The organism is Fodinibius saliphilus (assembly GCF_005869845.1).
In the GTDB taxonomy this organism is placed as follows: Bacteria; Bacteroidota; Rhodothermia; order Balneolales; family Balneolaceae; genus Fodinibius; species Fodinibius saliphilus.
Genome location: NZ_VAWF01000004.1, coordinates 59830 through 77110, shown reverse-complemented (window position 1 = coordinate 77110; position 17281 = coordinate 59830). Strand labels below are relative to the sequence as shown.

12 protein-coding genes and 1 riboswitch are annotated in these 17281 nt (G+C 41.1%); of the genes, 6 read left to right on the top strand and 6 right to left on the bottom strand.

Annotation, left to right across the window (positions count from 1 at the left end; all coding sequences use genetic code 11):
• Positions 1-58: 58 nt before the first annotated feature.
• Positions 59-1819: a DNA polymerase/3'-5' exonuclease PolX gene (polX, locus tag FCN14_RS13255; protein WP_138431774.1), complete on the bottom strand. Its 1761-nt coding sequence runs from the start codon at positions 1817-1819 to the stop codon at positions 59-61.
• Positions 1820-1948: 129 nt separating this feature from the next.
• Between polX and FCN14_RS13250 the strand changes: the two genes are divergently transcribed.
• The 3 genes from FCN14_RS13250 (at position 1949) to FCN14_RS13240 (ending at position 8083) form a co-directional block, all read left to right on the top strand.
• Positions 1949-2452, top strand: a complete 504-nt coding sequence (locus FCN14_RS13250; protein ID WP_138431773.1) for a nuclear transport factor 2 family protein — start codon at positions 1949-1951, stop codon at positions 2450-2452.
• A gap of 30 nt (positions 2453-2482) precedes the next feature.
• On the top strand, positions 2483-5020 hold the full coding sequence (locus FCN14_RS13245) for a M14 family metallopeptidase (protein WP_138431772.1): 2538 nt from the start codon (positions 2483-2485) through the stop codon (positions 5018-5020).
• A gap of 452 nt (positions 5021-5472) precedes the next feature.
• Positions 5473-5568: riboswitch (TPP riboswitch) on the top strand.
• Positions 5569-5659: 91 nt separating this feature from the next.
• Positions 5660-8083, top strand: coding sequence for a TonB-dependent receptor (locus FCN14_RS13240; RefSeq protein WP_138431771.1), 2424 nt, complete (start codon positions 5660-5662; stop codon positions 8081-8083).
• 222 nt (positions 8084-8305) lie between these two features.
• Here the strand turns inward: FCN14_RS13240 and FCN14_RS13235 are convergent, their stop codons facing one another.
• The gene (locus FCN14_RS13235; RefSeq protein WP_281280664.1) at positions 8306-9265 is read right to left on the bottom strand and encodes a DMT family transporter; all 960 of its coding nucleotides are present in this window, start codon (positions 9263-9265) and stop codon (positions 8306-8308) included.
• Between the two features lie 71 nt (positions 9266-9336).
• Positions 9337-9882 (bottom strand): DUF2911 domain-containing protein, encoded by a 546-nt coding sequence (locus FCN14_RS13230; protein ID WP_138431769.1) that lies wholly within the window; start codon positions 9880-9882, stop codon positions 9337-9339.
• Between the two features lie 315 nt (positions 9883-10197).
• Between FCN14_RS13230 and FCN14_RS13225 the strand changes: the two genes are divergently transcribed.
• Positions 10198-12984 (top strand): PAS domain S-box protein, encoded by a 2787-nt coding sequence (locus FCN14_RS13225; RefSeq protein WP_138431768.1) that lies wholly within the window; start codon positions 10198-10200, stop codon positions 12982-12984.
• Between the two features lie 53 nt (positions 12985-13037).
• On the opposite strand, the gene msrA is transcribed toward FCN14_RS13225, so the two are convergent.
• The 3 genes from msrA to FCN14_RS13210 all read right to left on the bottom strand — a co-directional run bounded on the left by msrA (position 13038) and on the right by FCN14_RS13210 (position 14784).
• On the bottom strand, positions 13038-13694 hold the full coding sequence (gene msrA, locus FCN14_RS13220) for a peptide-methionine (S)-S-oxide reductase MsrA (RefSeq protein ID WP_138431767.1): 657 nt from the start codon (positions 13692-13694) through the stop codon (positions 13038-13040).
• Between the two features lie 112 nt (positions 13695-13806).
• The gene (locus FCN14_RS13215) at positions 13807-14250 is read right to left on the bottom strand and encodes a DUF1801 domain-containing protein (RefSeq protein WP_138431766.1); all 444 of its coding nucleotides are present in this window, start codon (positions 14248-14250) and stop codon (positions 13807-13809) included.
• Positions 14251-14307: 57 nt separating this feature from the next.
• On the bottom strand, positions 14308-14784 hold the full coding sequence (locus FCN14_RS13210; RefSeq protein WP_138431765.1) for an OsmC family protein: 477 nt from the start codon (positions 14782-14784) through the stop codon (positions 14308-14310).
• Between the two features lie 171 nt (positions 14785-14955).
• Between FCN14_RS13210 and FCN14_RS13205 the strand changes: the two genes are divergently transcribed.
• Together FCN14_RS13205 and FCN14_RS13200 are read left to right on the top strand one after the other, a co-directional pair.
• Positions 14956-16086, top strand: coding sequence for a multicopper oxidase domain-containing protein (locus FCN14_RS13205; protein ID WP_138431764.1), 1131 nt, complete (start codon positions 14956-14958; stop codon positions 16084-16086).
• Entirely contained in the window at positions 16083-17252 is a 1170-nt protein-coding gene (locus tag FCN14_RS13200) for a ZIP family metal transporter (protein ID WP_138431763.1), read from the top strand. Before FCN14_RS13205 ends, FCN14_RS13200 begins: the two co-directional genes overlap by 4 nt.
• The last annotated feature ends 29 nt before the right edge of the window (positions 17253-17281 follow it).

Sequence of the window (17281 nt, the reverse complement as noted above, 5' to 3'; positions counted from 1 at the left end):
TAATTTAGTTATCGTCCTTTACTATTTAACTCTATCTCTTGTGAAATATTATATAGCATTAATTAGTTTGAAACCATTTTTCAAGCTCTTTGGTACTCTTTGTATTGAGAATTCGCTCTTTTTCAAATTTGCCTTTTCGGGCAATACGCACGCCGTAATGAATATCATCGATACCTTTTATACTGTGGGCATCTGGGTTGATAGAAGATAGCAGACCTTCACTTTTAGCCTTATTTCCGTGGCGCCAATCAAGATCCAGCCGGTATGGACTGGCGTTAATTTCTATAGCGGTGTTGTGTTCAACTGCCAGTTCAATAAGTTCGTTCATGTCCAGGTCGCTGCCATCGCGTTGGAGCAGCAGACGACCGGTAGGATGCCCCACAATACGGGTATAGGGATTGGTAATAGCACTTTTGAAACGATTCATCATTTTTTCGCGCGACATCCCCAACCCATTATGCACACTGGCAATAACAAAATCGAACCGGGCAAGTAGTTCATCCTCATAATCGAGACTGCCGTCACTTAGAATATCAGATTCTATACCTTTAAAGATCCGGAAATTAACGCCATCAGCTTCAAATTGGTTATTAAGTTCGTCGATCTTATTCCATTGTTGTTTTATTTCGTTAACAGATAGACCTCCTGCATAAGCAGCTGTCTGGGAGTGGTCGGTGAGCCCAAGGTATTCATACCCGCGCTCAATACATGCATCGGCCATCTCCTTGATCGAGAATTTGCCATCACTCCAGGTACTGTGGGCATGGATAACTCCTCTAATATCTTCTTCTTCGACAAGGTCAATCGTTTCATTAGATTCAAAAAAATCTATTTCACCACGGTCTTCACGCAGTTCCGGAGGCACGAAATGAAGGTCCAGTTTTTGATAGATATCCTCCTCCGAAGAGTAGTCAATCGGTTTATCAAAATTGGTATTACCTTCGTTGTCGAGCTTGAACAATCCATACTCATTGAGTGAAAGGCCACGTTCTCGCGCCCGCTGACGCAGTACAACATTGTGCTCTTTGCTACCCGTAAAATACATGAGTGCTGCCGGGTACTGCTCCGGCTTGACAATACGGAGATCAACCTGTCGTCCCTCTTTAGTTCGGATAGAGCTTTTCGTGTCTCCCCGTCCCAATATCTCTACTACTAAGTCGTGTTCCACAAAAGCATCGAAAAGGGCAGTAATGTATTTTTCATTAGCCCCAATTATGATATCAACGTCGCCGATTGTTTCTTTGGATCGCCGTAGCGAGCCGGCTACTTCAATAGACTCAACTCCTTCTTTATCTTTTAAAAAATTGAAAAGTGGTCGAGCGATATCCAAGGCCTCATCGAGGCGGCAGCGTTCGTCAAATTGCTGCATCCATTCTATAGATTTAATAATTTTTTCTGCTGATTTTTTTCCAAGCCCATCGAGTGAAGCCACACGGCCATCCTGGCAAGCTTCTTTGAGTTCATCCAGCTCAGAAATCCCGAGCTCTTTATGAATTTTGGCAATATTTTTGGGCCCCAGCCCGGAGATATCCAGCCATTTTATTACACCGGCAGGAATTCGTTCCCGTAAGCTTTCTAAGACTTCAATCTCACCGGTTTCAGCATAAGAAGTGATATCTTCGGCAATAGAATCTCCAATTCCTTTGATATCAGTCAGCGAGCCATTTTTAATATAATTATTGATATCTTCATTCAGAGATTCTATCGTTTGTGCGGCACGGTCGAAAGCAATGGCACGAAAACGATTTTCGCCGGCCAACTGCATCAATTGATATATTTCGCGCAGTTGTTCAGCAACTTCATTATTTGTTACGGGCATAAAAGTGTTCTTGTTTTTTTTAATGAAGGTATTGGATTCGTTGTAAAAGTTCTACAAGATAATGGTTCTTATTTTGGGAATTAAAAACCATTTAGTACTATCAAGAATTCACATGAATAAGATTATTTTATGAAAAATATTCTATTACTTCTGGTAATTGCTGCCAGTATATCCTGTGTACAAACAGTGGAAATGGCTCCTTCAACGGATGAGGCCGTTAATGCTGTCTTAGACGACTGGCATGTTGCGGCAGCAGATGCCGATTTTGATAGGTATTTCAATCACTTTGCCAGCGATAGTTCCATTTTTATGGGTACTGATGCCACCGAGCGGTGGACGGTTGCTGAGTTTCGGCCCTGGGCAAAGCCCTATTTTGATCGAGGTAAAGCATGGGATTTTACTGCTGTTGAACGCCATCTCTACTTTTCGGACGATGGGAGTATCGCCTGGTTTGACGAGGTATTGGACACCCCTAATTTAGGTCCCGCCCGGGGAACAGGAGTATTGGTGTCAAAAGAAGGTGAGTGGAAGATTGCTCATTATAATTTGTCGATTCCTATCCCCAATGCTATCGCCGATACGGTGATAAAACAAGTTGAACGTGCATTGGAAGATCGTTCTTCTACAAAGTAAATTATTGTTAATAATCTATCCTACTGATTTATGAGATCTTTGAAACGTTATTTTCTCTCTTTCTTAATATTTGGGCTTTTTATTTCTGCTTCTGCCGTTGCCCAGTCCCAACTGCAATCTCCTGCTGAATTCTTGGGGTATGAATTGGGTGACCAATGGACGCCCCATCATAGAGTGATGGATTACTTTTGGTATGTGGCAGAGCAATCGGAGATGGTTGAGGCCAAGAAATATGGCAAAACCAATGAAGGGCGTGAGTTGATGCTGGCTTATGTATCGAGCATGTCGAATATGGCAAGGCTGGATGAGATCCGAACCAATAATTTAAAGCGTACCGGCCTTATTGATGGTGAAGCTGAAGGTGAGAGCACAGCTATTGTTTGGTTAAGTTATAATGTTCATGGTAATGAAACCTCCAGCAGTGAGGCAGCCCTGAAAACGATATATGAGCTGGTTCGTCCAGATAATCCACAAACCAAAGAGTGGCTGCAGAATACGGTTGTGGTCATGGATCCAATGCTTAATCCCGATGGTCGTGATCGTTACGTACATTGGTACAAAGAAACCGTTGGGGATACTTTTAATGCTTTTGGAGAAGCACGTGAGCATCATGAGCCTTGGCCGGGGGGACGTACTAACCACTATTATTTTGATTTAAACCGTGATTGGGCGTGGTTAACACAGAAAGAAAGTCGGGCGCGGATAGAACAGTTTCAGAATTGGATGCCCCATATCCATGTTGATTTTCATGAGCAGAGTTATACCTCGCCTTATTATTTTGCTCCTGCTGCCGAACCGTTTCATAAAGCTATTACAGAATGGCAACGGAATTTTCAGTATACCATCGGTGAAAATCACGCAAAATATTTTAATAAAAATAGCTGGCTCTATTTCACTCGCGAAGTCTTTGATCTTTTCTATCCCAGCTATGGTGATACGTATCCCATTTTTAACGGGTCTATTGGAATGACCTATGAGCAGGCCGGCGGAGGATATTCCGGCCTTGGTATAAAGAAGCCAGTGGGAGATACCTTAACATTGAAAGATCGCCTGACCCATCACCATACAACAGGATTATCCACCGTGGAGATTAGTTCCATGAATGCGGAAAAGTTAGTCAGTGAGTTTTCTAATTATTATAAAAAAGCTCAAAGTAATCCCGCTGGTGAATACAAGACTTTTGTTATTGATAAGGATAATAATCCCGATAAGTTGCGGGCTTTATTCAAGCTTCTCGACAAGCACAAGGTGGAATACGGACAAGCCTCCGATGACCAACGGGTATCGGCATACAACTACAAGACAGGACAAAAGCGTCGTCAGCGTATTGAGGAAGGAGATTACTTGGTAAGTGCCTATCAGCCAAAGTCAGTATTGGCTCGTATATTATTTGAACCGCGTCCTGAGCTGGCCGATTCTGTAACCTATGATATCACGGCCTGGGAGCAGCACTATGCTTATGGGTTAGATGGCTATGCTGTACCAGAAGAGCTGGATATGAAAGCAGCTTCAATGCCTGAAAAGAAAGTTGACAATGCTGTAAATGAAAACGCCTATGCTTACCTGGCAGAATGGAAAGACCTTTCGGATGTAGGTTTGTTGGCTGACCTCTTAAAGCATGATATCAATATTCGATTTTCAGAGAAAGAATTTAAAATAGAAGATCAATCGTATGACGCCGGTACGCTGGTAATCACCCGTTCTGATAACAAGTTTAAAGGCACCGATTTTGATAAGTTGGTCAATGATCTTGCTACCGAGCACAATCAGCATCTGGAAGCGGTGCCAACCGGTTTTGTACAGTCCGGGGCAGATTTTGGCTCTTCTTCCGTGCGATATCTTGACCGACCGCGCGTTGCCTTGCTATCCGGAGAAGGAACTTACTCAAATATGGTAGGCGAAGTGTGGCATTATTTTGATAAGCAGATTGATTATCCGGTTACCCTGCTAGATACTGATTATTTCGGTGAGGTAGATCTTAATAACTACCAGGTGCTTATTATGCCCTCGGGTAATTATAATGGTGTTATTGATAGCAGCCGATTTGATGATATCCGAGAGTGGATTTCTTCCGGCGGAAAACTTATTGCACTACAGGGTGCAAACGGTTACTTAGCAGGTAAGGAGGGGTTCAGTATCGAAAGAAAGCCTGATGATGGAAATGAGAAAGAGACCCCTGAATCTGGCACGGTTCTCAATGAATATGGTGACCAACAGCGTGAATATATATCGAACTTTAATAGTGGTTCCATTTTTAAAATCACCATGGATAATAGCCATCCTTTGGCATTTGGATATGATGACAGCTATTTCTCTCTTAAACTAAATGCTGATGCCTATAAATATCTTGAAAAAGGGTGGAATGTAGGCGTTGCTAAAGCAGACGCCCATATGAGTGGTTTCATAGGGTATGAAGCTGAGGAGAAGCTACATAACACGCTTACTTTTGGTGTGCAGGAGATGGGAAATGGTTCTGTTGTGTATATGGTTGATAATCCATTGTTTCGTGCTTTTTGGTATAACGGGAAGCTGCTGTTCGGTAATGCCGTATTTATGGTAGGGCAGTAAGTTGTTACACAAACAGTTTTATTTTTACTGGCTCTTATACTTTGTCTAGGAGCCAGTGTATTTTAAGAGATGTGGAAATGCATCATTCTGTTTGAAAACTTAGATCGGGGACGAGAATATAGTTGAAGACTTTGAATGACCCCCGCTTTGTCATTATGAAGAGCGGTGTGATGAAGAGTTTGAAGCTGAACCACAATCAAACCCTTCTAAGGGAGAATAGATGCCATAGTATTTTCCCCTCCTACTGCCTCACTTTGTTTTTTTATCAGGATGACACTTAGTTTTGCAAAGGTCTCTAGTATTCATTTGAGGTCGTCATTTAGTGTTACACTGCAGCATCTTTTCTTTTAAAGGGGTTTTACCCCACGATATTGCAAAGGCACCAGTATTTATTTTGTCTTATCTTTTGAAACTTCCGCCTTATGCCCGTATCTTTGGGCGCATTCTAACTTTACAAAGGTTGGGGGTGCTTGCAACAGCAGGCTGAGACCATACCCTGAGAACCTGAACCGATTAAGATCGGCGTAGGGAAACCAAGGCAGTGATACTACCGAAAAAAGTACAATAACTGCCGGATTGATCAGCATTCCTTGCAAGTTCATCTCCCGCTCTTATGAATCCTATAAGACGGAGGAACTTATGTATTTCAAACTAATACGAGCAACAGCATTTCTATGCTTTTTGATGGCAATGAGTACCACACTTGTTGCTCAAACTATAACCGGAATGGTTATTGATGCACAAAGTAATGAACCGCTGCCCGGGGCGAATATTATTCAGCTCGATACTAAAAACGGTATTTCGGCTGATGAAAATGGAGCCTTTACCCTGTCATTAAAAGAGGGCGCTTCATCAAAAATAAAAGTGACTTTTGTTGGCTTTAAATCCAAGACTATCGACACGACAAAAAGAGGAGGTGAGCTTACTATTAGCTTGGTGCCCAATACCGTTATTAGTAATGAAGTGTTCGTAAAGGCTTTGCGTGTAGATGAAGCCTCGCCCATGGCTTTTGATAATGTGAGCCGTACAGATATTGAAAAGAAAAATCTGGGTCAGGATATGCCCTACATGATGAGTAGCTCTCCATCAGTAACAACAACTTCTGATGCCGGGTCCGGGGTTGGGTATACAGGGATGCGAATCCGAGGTGTTGATCAAGGGCGTATAAATGTAACTATTAATGGTATACCGCTTAACGATGCAGAATCACACGGCGTATATTGGGTCGATATTCCTGATTTAGCTTCATCCGTTGAAAATATCCAGATCCAGCGTGGTGTGGGGACATCGACGAACGGAGCCGCGGCCTTTGGGGCTACGGTGAATGTACAGACTTCACAGATGCGATCGGATGCCTATGGAGAGGTGAATACCGGGATCGGCTCATTTGATACCAAAAAAGCTAATGTAATGCTCGGTTCCGGTCTTATGGAAAATGGGTGGCAGTTCGAAGGCCGTCTTTCAAAAATTACGTCAGACGGATATATCGATCGGGCATCATCGGATTTGAAATCGTTTTACCTTTCTGCAGCTAAGCATGGTGAGCGAAGCTTGCTGCGAGCCGATGTGTTCTCCGGTAAAGAAAAAACATACCACGCTTGGAATGGGGTTTCCGAAAGTAAATTGGAAAACGGAGAACGTACCTACAATTCTGCTGGTACCGAAAAACCGGGTACGCCCTATAAAGATCAAACCGATAATTACCAGCAAGACCATTACCAGCTACACTATTTTTATGACTTGGCGAAGAACTGGAATGTCAATGCCTCGCTACACTATACCTATGGTCGGGGTTATTATGAACAGTATAAGGCAGATGAAGAACTCGGTGACTATAGTATAAGTCCCGTTATCTTTAGTCAGGATACGGTCTCGGAAAGTGATCTGGTTCGCCGTAAATGGTTAGATAATCATTTCTATGGCACCGTTTTTTCAACGGAGTATAATATCGAGGATAAGGGATCCATTACTCTTGGTGGTGGCTATAATGAATATGATGGAGATCATTTCGGTGAAGTGATCTGGGGTGAGTATCTCGGTAATACCAATGTCGAAAATCGTTATTACGATAATAATGGCTTTAAAACAGATTTTAATACTTATCTAAAGGGGCAGTATAATATTACAGAGGCATTGACAATCTATGCTGATGCCCAAATTCGACGTGTTACGTATAAGTTTTTAGGTAAGGACCGTATCAAAAATCAAAGTAACAGCTATGATATTGTAGATGTTAAGCAAACCGACGAATTGACTTTCTTCAATCCCAAAGCAGGACTCACTTATAATAAGGGTAACCATAGAGCCTACTTTTCTTTCAGTATGGCCAATAAGGAACCCACTCGTGACGAATATGTGGATTCGACTCCTGAAAGTCGTCCTGAGCACGAAACATTATACGATTGGGAAGCCGGATATAAAGCAAGTTTTGAACGATTTTTTGTTAGTGCAAACTTGTACTTCATGGATTACAAGAATCAGCTCATTTTAACTGGTCAAATAAATGATATTGGATCAGCTATTCGACAAAATGTGGATAATAGTTATAGGGCAGGTATTGAGCTGCAAGCCGGTGCTAACATAACGAATGGTCTGGAATGGAGTGGAAATGCCACAATAAGCCGCAATAAAATTGATGAGTATAACTATTACTTGACCGACTATTCTACAAACACCCAGAAGGTCTTTGGGTATCAGGATACAGATATTTCGTTCTCCCCTGATTTTATTGGGAATTCAATTATTCAATTCAATAGAGAGGGTTTTACAGCACAACTAACTACAAAATATGTAAGCCGACAGTACCTGGATAATACCCAGACGAAAAGTCGTTCTTTAGACCCTTATTTGGTTAATGATTTGCGGGTAGCTTATGAGTGGAGCAAAGCGTCCTTGTTTAAAGGTATTACCGCAACCTTGGAGGTTAATAATCTGTTAGACGAAAAGTATGAGTCAAACGGTTATACTTTTGGCCTGCTTAGCCAGGGAAGTCAGCAACATTATAATTATTATTATCCGCAAGCGGGACGCAATTTTATGCTTCAGCTGTCGTTTACCTTTTAGATAGATGTTGTGTTAGGTTAGTGTAAGTGAGAAGGCAGGCCGAAAGGTCTGTCTTCTTTTATTTGAAGAGAGCTTTGCAAAACCATCCTTTTGATCAATTTCTGTATTATCGTGAATTAGAATTCATTACCTATGGGCATATAAGCTCCAGTTTCGAATTCACTCAGGCTTTGACTTTGATCAGAATTCCCCATTTTTAAAGCCATCCTGAAAAGGAAATATCTACGGGTTCTCGGTTTCTTTTTCAGGTTTGCTATACATACTATTTACTTTTGCATCTTGGTATGGGGTATCAGGTTCACGATCAATAACTTGTATAAGAATAGCGCCACTAATAATAAAAAGTGCCGATATTATTTCTGGCAGTGAGGGGTTTTCTCCAATGCTGAGCCAAGCTATGAGCAGGGCGGCAATAGGGACCAAGTTTCCGTAAAGTACCACTTGGGTAGGGCCAAGTTTTCTTAGAGCTCGAACTTTTACCCACTGTCCCAGTCCAACTCCTATGCCTCCACCGGCAAGGATAGCTATCCAAGTCCAAAGGCCGAGAGAGGTCCAGCTGACATTTAATAGGGAGGGAGAAGCAATAAAAATATAAAGCGTACCTCCGATAGCAGTACGTAGAGCTACTATCGGTATAGGTCCATAATCACGGGCCAACGGTTTAATAAGATGTAATTCAATGATCGTAAGAATAAGGGCAAAAATGAGGATAAGATCTCCGAACCAATACCCTCGTTCAGGTTGTAACCCATCCCATCCGAGAATGAGTGTACCCATTACGGCAAGTATGACTCCAAGAAATCCATAGGTGCCCATTTGTTCGGTTCTGAGAAAGTAGCCACAGGCAGTACTGACTGCAGGCCCCAAGGCCAGCCATAATGAAGCTCGTGCACCATGCGTGAGGCCCAGTCCTTCAATACCCAGCCAGGGTGCAAGAGTGGCGCCAATAACCGAAATAAGTAACAGGCGCGGCCAATCTTTCTTTTTAATATTGGGTAGGAAAGATATAGAGCTATGTTTATGGCCGGATTTAGCCCGGTACTGCAGATACATCACGAAGAACATCGCAGCTCCACCTGTAGCAAAACGACTAACACTAAAAGAGATGGGGGACATCTCTTTTAGTGCTATTTCTGCCAAAATAAAATTAGCCCCCCAAAGAAAGGTAAATAAAACGAGAATACTATGATGGGGCCATACCCCACCATCAGTTGCGTTGGTATTTCGGATGTTCTTTTGGATCTAGCTTCAACTTATACTTTGATAGTAAATGGTACTTTGGTGTTTTCCCAGTGTAATACTACGGTAGCCTTCTCATTTGTGACTTCTTCAAAATAAAACATCATTCGTTCTCGAGAGTCAGCTTCTCTGGGTTCAACCTCGAATCGGAGAATGTCTTTATCCTTGTCATATTGAGTTCCCCAAGAGAGCTTAGAGTTAATAATAATGGTCCATTTATCCTTATTTGGAACGGTATAAAGGGAATAGGTTCCAGCTTCGAGTTCATGGCCATTTATAGTCACATCGTTAGAAATTACAATAGCTGTAGATTCATTAGCCCCTGTTCTCCATACTTCACCATAGGGAACAAGCTCCCCAAATATTTCTCGATCATTAACGGCTGGTCGTCCATAAGTAATAGTGATATCTGTAGTTCCTATGGTTTGACTAACCGTTGCATTTGGGCTTGTTCGGGGTTCTTGGTTACTGCGCTCTTGAGCCCATGTTTCAGAAGTGAAGACTAGGCCTAATAGTAGTACTAAGCTTATCTTGATCGTAGTTTTTTTAAGTAGATTCATGAGTGTAATAATTTGGTTGTGGTTCATAGTTCACGTTATGTAACCGAAAATTAATGATCTGTGTTCATATCTGTTTTCGCCAGTTGATTATCTGCTCAAATACCTTATGATAATATAGCTGAAAACTTGGCATAACAACTATTTTTACAGACTTATACAGTTGAATATAGCTCATAGAAGCTTTGCAGAAATGTTTTTATGCTGTCATTGTACTCTAGGATAGCGCAATCTATATAATTATTACTTAGTATTAGAATTTTTTAATATATTGATTGTGTATTAGTTCATTCAAAATGGCTTTGGACATTCGGGGAAATGAGAGAAAATAATAGTCAGGTCTTTTCTAAAGAAACGATCGATAAATTTTTTAGTAGTGGTTCTGTCATTCTGTTCACTTGTGAAAAGAAGAGCGACTTCCCATTACTATCGGTTAGCAAAAACTCTAAAACTATATTGGGGTTTGAACCTTCTTATTTTTTAGAAGGAAAGGATCGTTGGTCAGAACGGATACATCCGGAGGATAGGGAAAGGGTGTTATGCCATTTTGAAAAAGTTTTTGAGGAAGGAGAAGAGGTATTCAACGAATACCGTTTTAAAAGAAAAGATGGTACATATATTTGGTTGCGGGATGAACTCAAGTTAATAGAATCTCCAAAGGAGGAAGAAACCTTTATTTATGGTTCTTCCATTGATATTACAGAGCGTAAAAAAGTTAGATTGGCCCTTCAAGAAAGTAAAGAACAGTATCCCAGCGATCTCAGAGAAGAGATCAAAAAAAGAAAACAGGCAGAAAAGGAGTTGCAGCAGCGTTTGCTGTATGAGCAGGCCTTGTCGAAATGTTCAAGCTTATTACTTGAGCATACCAATCATGGAGCATTAGAGGAGAGTTTGAAGATTCTTCGTGATGTAACACAATCTGACAGGGTATATATCTTTAGGAATGTAGAAATTGATGACAAACTCTGTTTAAAACGCCTTATCGAGGTCTCTGAAGATGGTACGGAAATTCCCCAAGTGCCTTCTTCTGAACTTGTAAGCTATGCAGAAGTTCCCTGGTGGTATCATAAATTATCAAATGGTGAAATAATTAATGCACGTGTTGATGATTTGTCTCATAAAGAGGGGGTTTTATTAAAGGAACGGGATGTAAATTCAGTGCTTGTAATACCCATCTCCATAGGCGAAGAGTGGTACGGTTACATTGGTTTTGCTGATACCGAAAAGGATGATTTGTGGGAAGAAAATGAGGTTCGTCTATTACAGACCGCAGCAGATATTATATCAGCATATAAAAAGCGTAAAAAAATTGAAGTTAATCTGCTTGAACAAAAGAATTATACCGAAGCAATCCTCAATAGCCTTCCTGGTATATACTTGTTAATGGATGAAGATTTGGAAAATGTACAGTGGAACTCAAATACCAGCTTTTTCACGAGTTATACTGATGAAGAGTTAGCCAAAAGGAGCGGTTATGATCTAATTGCAACAGAGCATCATGACCGTTTAACGGAAGCAAAAGAGAAGATCCATAATAATGAAGGTAGTGGCTTTGAGTTAACATTACTTACTAAAATGGGCAAGAAAATCCCATATTATTGGCGTGGTTATTATATACAGTTGAACAAAAACTACTACTACTTATGGGTAGGTATCGACATTACCCAACAGAAAGAGACGGAGCAGGCACTGGTGGAAGAAAAACGGTTTAATGAGGCGCTTGTAGAGACACTTCCGGGAAGTTTCTTTATGATTGGTGAAGATGCGGAGTACAAAAGCTGGAATCAGAATTTGAGTGATGAATTAGAATACAGCAACTCTGAGTTAGAGGAGATATCACCATTGAGTCTGTTTCCCAAAAAAGAACATAGAACCGTTGTCGGTTTTATGAATAAGGTATTTAAAAAGGGGGAAGCTTCGGTAGAGCTATCGTGTTTAACCAAGTCGGGTAAAGAGATACCATATTTGATCACAGGGAAGCTTTTCGAACAAGAAGGTAGGAACTATTTGCTGGGAGTAGGCCATAATATTACTGAACAGGTAGAAGCTCGAAAAAAACTAAAGAGAAATGAAAATCTTTTTAGAAACCTGTTTTTACAAGCTCCTTCGGCTATTGTTATGGTAACACCGGATAATAAGATTAAAGATGTTAACCAAAGTTTTGAAAATCTCTTCGGCTACTCCAAAGAGGAAATTACGGGTAGGGATATTGATAAAGTCTTAGTTCCGGAAGAAGAACTTGAAGAAGCACCTACTATGCCTGGTAAGGGTTTTAAGGCAATGGCCAGTTTCCATCGTGAAGCACAGCGGCGCGCAAGTGACGGCTCCCTTGTAGATGTGTTTGTAGCAGGTATCCCCGTATTTGTGGATGGTAAGCCAATTGCCGGCTTTGGTATGTATATTGATATTACTGAACAGAAAAAATATGAAAAGGAGATCTATAATTCGTTAAAAGAAAAGCACGTGCTGCTACAGGAGATCCATCATCGTGTTAAAAATAATCTCGCTGTTGTCTCAGGGTTAATTCAATTGCAGATGTATGAAACAGATGATAAAGAAGTGCGGGAGACCCTCAAGGAAAGTGAGAGCCGTGTTCAAACGATGGCCTTAATTCATGAAAAGCTGTACAAATCGCAAAGCCTTTCACAGATTTCATGTCAATCTTATATTGGCGACCTTGTGGAAACCATTCGATCAACCAACAATACACTTAAAGATATTACTATAGATAAAGAGATTGATGCTGTTATGTTGAGTATCAATCAGGCGGTTCCTTTTGCGCTGTTAATTAATGAAGTTGTTACTAACGCATTTAAACATGCTTTTGAAAGGCGAGAGCAGGGCAATATTCAGATCAAATTAGAAGCCGAAGATGGCCGTGTACACCTTTATATTAAGGATAACGGGATTGGACTACCTGATGACTTTAATCCCCAAAATAGTGATAGCCTGGGTATGACGTTGATCTACAACTTTATGGATCAGCTGGAGGCCGAGGGAGAGATGGGGACCGATAACGGTACCTATCTAACCCTTTCTTTTTCTGTAAAAGATATTAATGGTTCATCTGCTTCTTCGTTGCTTAGCTCTTCTTATGGCATGTAATTGCGAAGCAGTAGAGGGGCAAGGATCCCCTTCCCCACGAATCGTATTAACTACTATGATTCTCTTACGTTTTCTTTTAGCATATGAGAAAAATCCTTGCGGAATTTCTTCAGTTTTGGCGCAATAACTACCGTGCAGTATCCCGCATTGGGATTGTTTTCGTAATAGTTTTGATGATAGTTTTCTGCTTTTGAATAGTTTGTTAATGGTTCAACTTCTGTTACTATGGGGTCTTTCCAGAGATCTGTACTATCGGTTTTTTTAAGAGATTCTTGGGCAATCTTTTTTTGCTTGTCATTATGATAAAAGATTACTGATCGGTATTGGGGGCCCACATCAGCACCTTGCCGATTTTTGGTAGTTGGGTTATGAGTATGCCAAAAGACCTCAAGTAGCTGTTCAAATGATACCGTAGCAGGATCATAGGTAATGCGCGTAACCTCAGCATGATCTGTAGCACCTGAGGCTACTTGTTTATAACTGGGATTCTTAATTTTACCGCCGGCATAACCGGCTACAACAGATTTTACCCCTTTAACTTCTTCAAATATTGCTTCTACACACCAGAAGCAACCAGCACCCAGTGTCGCTTCTTCGAAGATTTTTTCCTGTTCTTCCATTGCCATATTATTAGATTGCTGGGCTACCGCACTAAAGCTGGCAAATAACCCAATTCCACTTATTAAGAGTAGCAATTTTAAAGTATTCATAGTAATAACATAGTTTTCTGAATTCTGTGATAGCCATTCTTGCAGAGTAGTAATGCAGTGGCTAAAATCTGCATTACTAATCCTATAGACGTGCTATCCTTAACAGTTATTACTATTTTCGTGTTTCCTCGTATGCCTCGATAAATTCATCGGGAGAATATTTGGCAATAAGTTCAGCAATAGCGTCAAGCGGAAGATCGTTTTTTGTCTGGAAGAGTATACATGATCGTCCCATTTCCATCTCCTTATTGGATTCTTCAAATTTTTCCTCTAGCCATTCTTGGACCTCTTCGTCTTGGTAGGCAGACATCAAATAAAGAGCATTATGGTTTCTCTGAACCTCAAGCCCAATATAGGTGAGGGGTTGGTTATTATAAGTGTCGGGATATTTCTCCAGTGGGATTTCATAGTTAATCATTCCCCAGCTAATGGTTTCTACATATCCATCAGGAAGATTATCAAGGATAAGTTGTCGAATTTCTTCTATCGTTTCCCTGCGATATTCGGGTAGTTCCTGGATATATTCGTCAACAGATTGAGCTTTACTCTTTGCCATGATATTAGTTGATAGTTTAAGTTGTATGAATAATTCCTGCTAAAGATCTCAGAATATTTAGGAAGAACCATCGATAGTTGCATTGATGGTAATGTTTGTGTGCACTGAGTTTGCAATAAAACATCGACCATGTGCCCGATGATGCAGTTTATCGTGCGTAGTAGGAGTTGGATGTTGATTTTTATCAAATGTTACAACAGGTCTTAATATAACCTCTGTAATGGCCAATTTCCCTTTCTTATTCTTTTGCATTAACCCTTCGGCTTGATCAGAATAAGCGTCGACAATATACCCTTCCTGAGCTGCAATTGAAAGAAACCAGAGCATATGGCAGCTTGAAATAGAAGCAATAAACGATTCCTCAGGATCAACCGACGAAGGATCAGAAAAAGGTTCTGGTACAATGTTCGGTGAAGCGGAAGCCGAGACAGTTGTTCCCCCGTCAAATATCCATTGGTGTTTGCGTGAATATTTGTTTTTTGTGAAGGTTTCTCCGTTTCGTTCCCATTCTATGGTAGCATGGTATTTATGCATAGTTCAAGTTTTGGTTACAGATAACCTTTTTGTAGAGGTGAATGGTTCATGAAAATTAGTATTGTTAACAGATATAATGAACAGTAAACTAAATTTATTATTTAGCTTTAACTAACAATTTTATTTTTATACATTAAATATAGCCTAAGGTTAATATGTAATGATTTTACTATGTTTGACGACAAAATTCCAAGAAAACTGTTTCTGAAATCTGGCCTGATAACCGGGGCCAGTGCTCTCCTGGGATCGATATTTTTTGGGAGTGGTGACAGTCAAGGTGTTGGTGAGCAGTCATCTGAAGGAGTAGAAACCGACGAGCCTGCACATCCTGGTGTTGACCACAATGGAATGACGGCTATTGGGAAGGTTGACCATGAAAAGAATGGATTTGACCCTCATGAAATGCTTACAGATTGGGATACTGGTAAAGTTTCAACCCTGCCAAATGGACAAAGGCTGCGAGAATTTCAAATGATAGCAGTAGATAAAGAGATTGAAGTTGCTCCCGGCATTCATTTTCCTGCCTGGACCTATAACGGCCGGGTGCCTGGGCCTACAATGAGATGCACAGAAGGTGATCGTGTGCGTGTGGAATTTATCAATTCAGGCTCTCATCCTCATACTATTCATTTTCATGGAATTCATTCGGCAACAATGGACGGAGTACCGGGAAATGGTCCGGGAATTATTAATCCCGGTGAATCTTTTACCTACGAGTTTGATGCAGAGCCGTTTGGATGTCATCTATACCACTGCCATTCTATGCCGCTAAAGAGACATATGCACAAAGGACTATATGGGGGGTTTATCGTAGATCCGGCCCCTGAAAACCATCCAGAATTTGAAGAGGTTGCCCGTTCACGCTTGTTGGGAACGCCCGAAAATGAAGAATGGCAGGAGCTTTTCATGGTTATGAATGGTTTTGATACCAATTTTGATGCTGATAACGAAATCTATGCTGCCAATACGGTCGCTTTTGCTTACCAGCAGAAGCCTATTCCCATCAAGCATGATAAACCAACACGGGTATATTTAGTCAATGTCACGGAGTTTGATCCCATTAATTCTTTTCATCTTCATGCAAACTTCTTTGACTACTATGATCATGGCACTACCCTGTATCCAACCAAAGAAACCATAGATACGGTGATGCTTTGTCAGGCCCAACGGGGTATTCTGGAATTTTCATTTGAAGATTTTGAGCCCGGACGATATATGTTTCATGCGCACCAGGCTGAATTTGCTGAACTGGGATGGATGAGCTTTTTCGAAGTTATCAATGAAAATAAGGATGTTGTATGAATACTGACTGGAAAAAAAGGTTGCCAAAATGGATATGGGCTGTCATTCCATTAATTTTATTAGTGGGATCAGTTGTGCTATTCCTAGCTGAAAATCCCTTGCAAATGCTTGCAGGCAATGCCCCTCCCGTACAACAGTTAACGGTGGAGCAAACAAAGCTCAATGATAATGGCATCCATTTAAAAGTACGGGCAAACGGTTCTGAGTCGGTAAAGTTGGCCCAAGTTATGGTTGACGAAGCGTATTGGAAGTTTTCAATGGATCCTCAAGGACCCATTCCCAGGTTATCTAGTTCTTGGGTTACCATACCTTACCCTTGGGTTAAAAATGAATTGCATGAAATAACACTGTTAACAGATGTGGGAGCTACCTTTAACCACACGATTGAGGTTGCAACAGCAACTCCTGAATGGACGGTGAAACGGGTTTGGGGATATATTTTATTGGGCATTTTTATTGGGGTTATACCCGTAGCCTTGGGCCTGATGTTCTATCCTTACCTGAAAACAAAAGGAGATAGCGTACTACAATTCCTGCTTACCCTTACATTGGGATTACTTCTTTATTTATTTATTGATACGCTTCAGGAAGGATTGGAGTTGGTTACAGAAGCAGCAACTGTTTTTGAAGGTAGTCTAACAGTGTGGCTGGTTACTGGGCTTTCTTTTCTTTTAATATATGCTGTTGGCCGTAGCAAGGGTAAAGCCCCCGAGGGGTTATCACTGGCAATTTATCTGGCAATAGGAATAGGGTTGCATAATTTAGGAGAAGGGTTGGCCGTGGGAGCCGCATTGGCATCAGGGGAAGCTGCTTTGGGAGCTTTTCTTGTAGTTGGTTTTACTCTCCACAATTTGACAGAAGGTATAGGAATTGCTACTCCATTGCTTGAACGAAAAACTAAATTCATAACCTTTATCGGGCTTACCATTCTTGCCGGCCTCCCTGCTGCTGCAGGGACCATTATTGGGGCTTTTTCTTATAGTCCGCAGTGGGGTGCTGTTTTATTTGCCATAGGGGCAGGGGCTATATTACAGGTTATTGTTGAGATTAGCAGTTACATTGGCCGCAATGCAGAAGTAGGAGATCGTTTTACAGTACCTAACCTGTTAGGTTTTACCATAGGAATAGCTCTAATGTACGGAACCGCACTTTTGGTAGCTATTTAGAACAGACAGAAGTGTTAGTGGATCATACT

Coding starts and splice junctions, on each gene's coding strand:
- polX (WP_138431774.1), bottom strand. CDS start 1,819: ATGCCCGTAACAAATAATGAAGTTGCTGAACAACTGCGCGAAATATAT.
- FCN14_RS13250 (WP_138431773.1), top strand. CDS start 1,949: ATGAAAAATATTCTATTACTTCTGGTAATTGCTGCCAGTATATCCTGT.
- FCN14_RS13245 (WP_138431772.1), top strand. CDS start 2,483: ATGAGATCTTTGAAACGTTATTTTCTCTCTTTCTTAATATTTGGGCTT.
- FCN14_RS13240 (WP_138431771.1), top strand. CDS start 5,660: ATGTATTTCAAACTAATACGAGCAACAGCATTTCTATGCTTTTTGATG.
- FCN14_RS13230 (WP_138431769.1), bottom strand. CDS start 9,882: ATGAATCTACTTAAAAAAACTACGATCAAGATAAGCTTAGTACTACTA.
- FCN14_RS13225 (WP_138431768.1), top strand. CDS start 10,198: ATGAGAGAAAATAATAGTCAGGTCTTTTCTAAAGAAACGATCGATAAA.
- msrA (WP_138431767.1), bottom strand. CDS start 13,694: ATGAATACTTTAAAATTGCTACTCTTAATAAGTGGAATTGGGTTATTT.
- FCN14_RS13215 (WP_138431766.1), bottom strand. CDS start 14,250: ATGGCAAAGAGTAAAGCTCAATCTGTTGACGAATATATCCAGGAACTA.
- FCN14_RS13210 (WP_138431765.1), bottom strand. CDS start 14,784: ATGCATAAATACCATGCTACCATAGAATGGGAACGAAACGGAGAAACC.
- FCN14_RS13205 (WP_138431764.1), top strand. CDS start 14,956: ATGTTTGACGACAAAATTCCAAGAAAACTGTTTCTGAAATCTGGCCTG.
- FCN14_RS13200 (WP_138431763.1), top strand. CDS start 16,083: ATGAATACTGACTGGAAAAAAAGGTTGCCAAAATGGATATGGGCTGTC.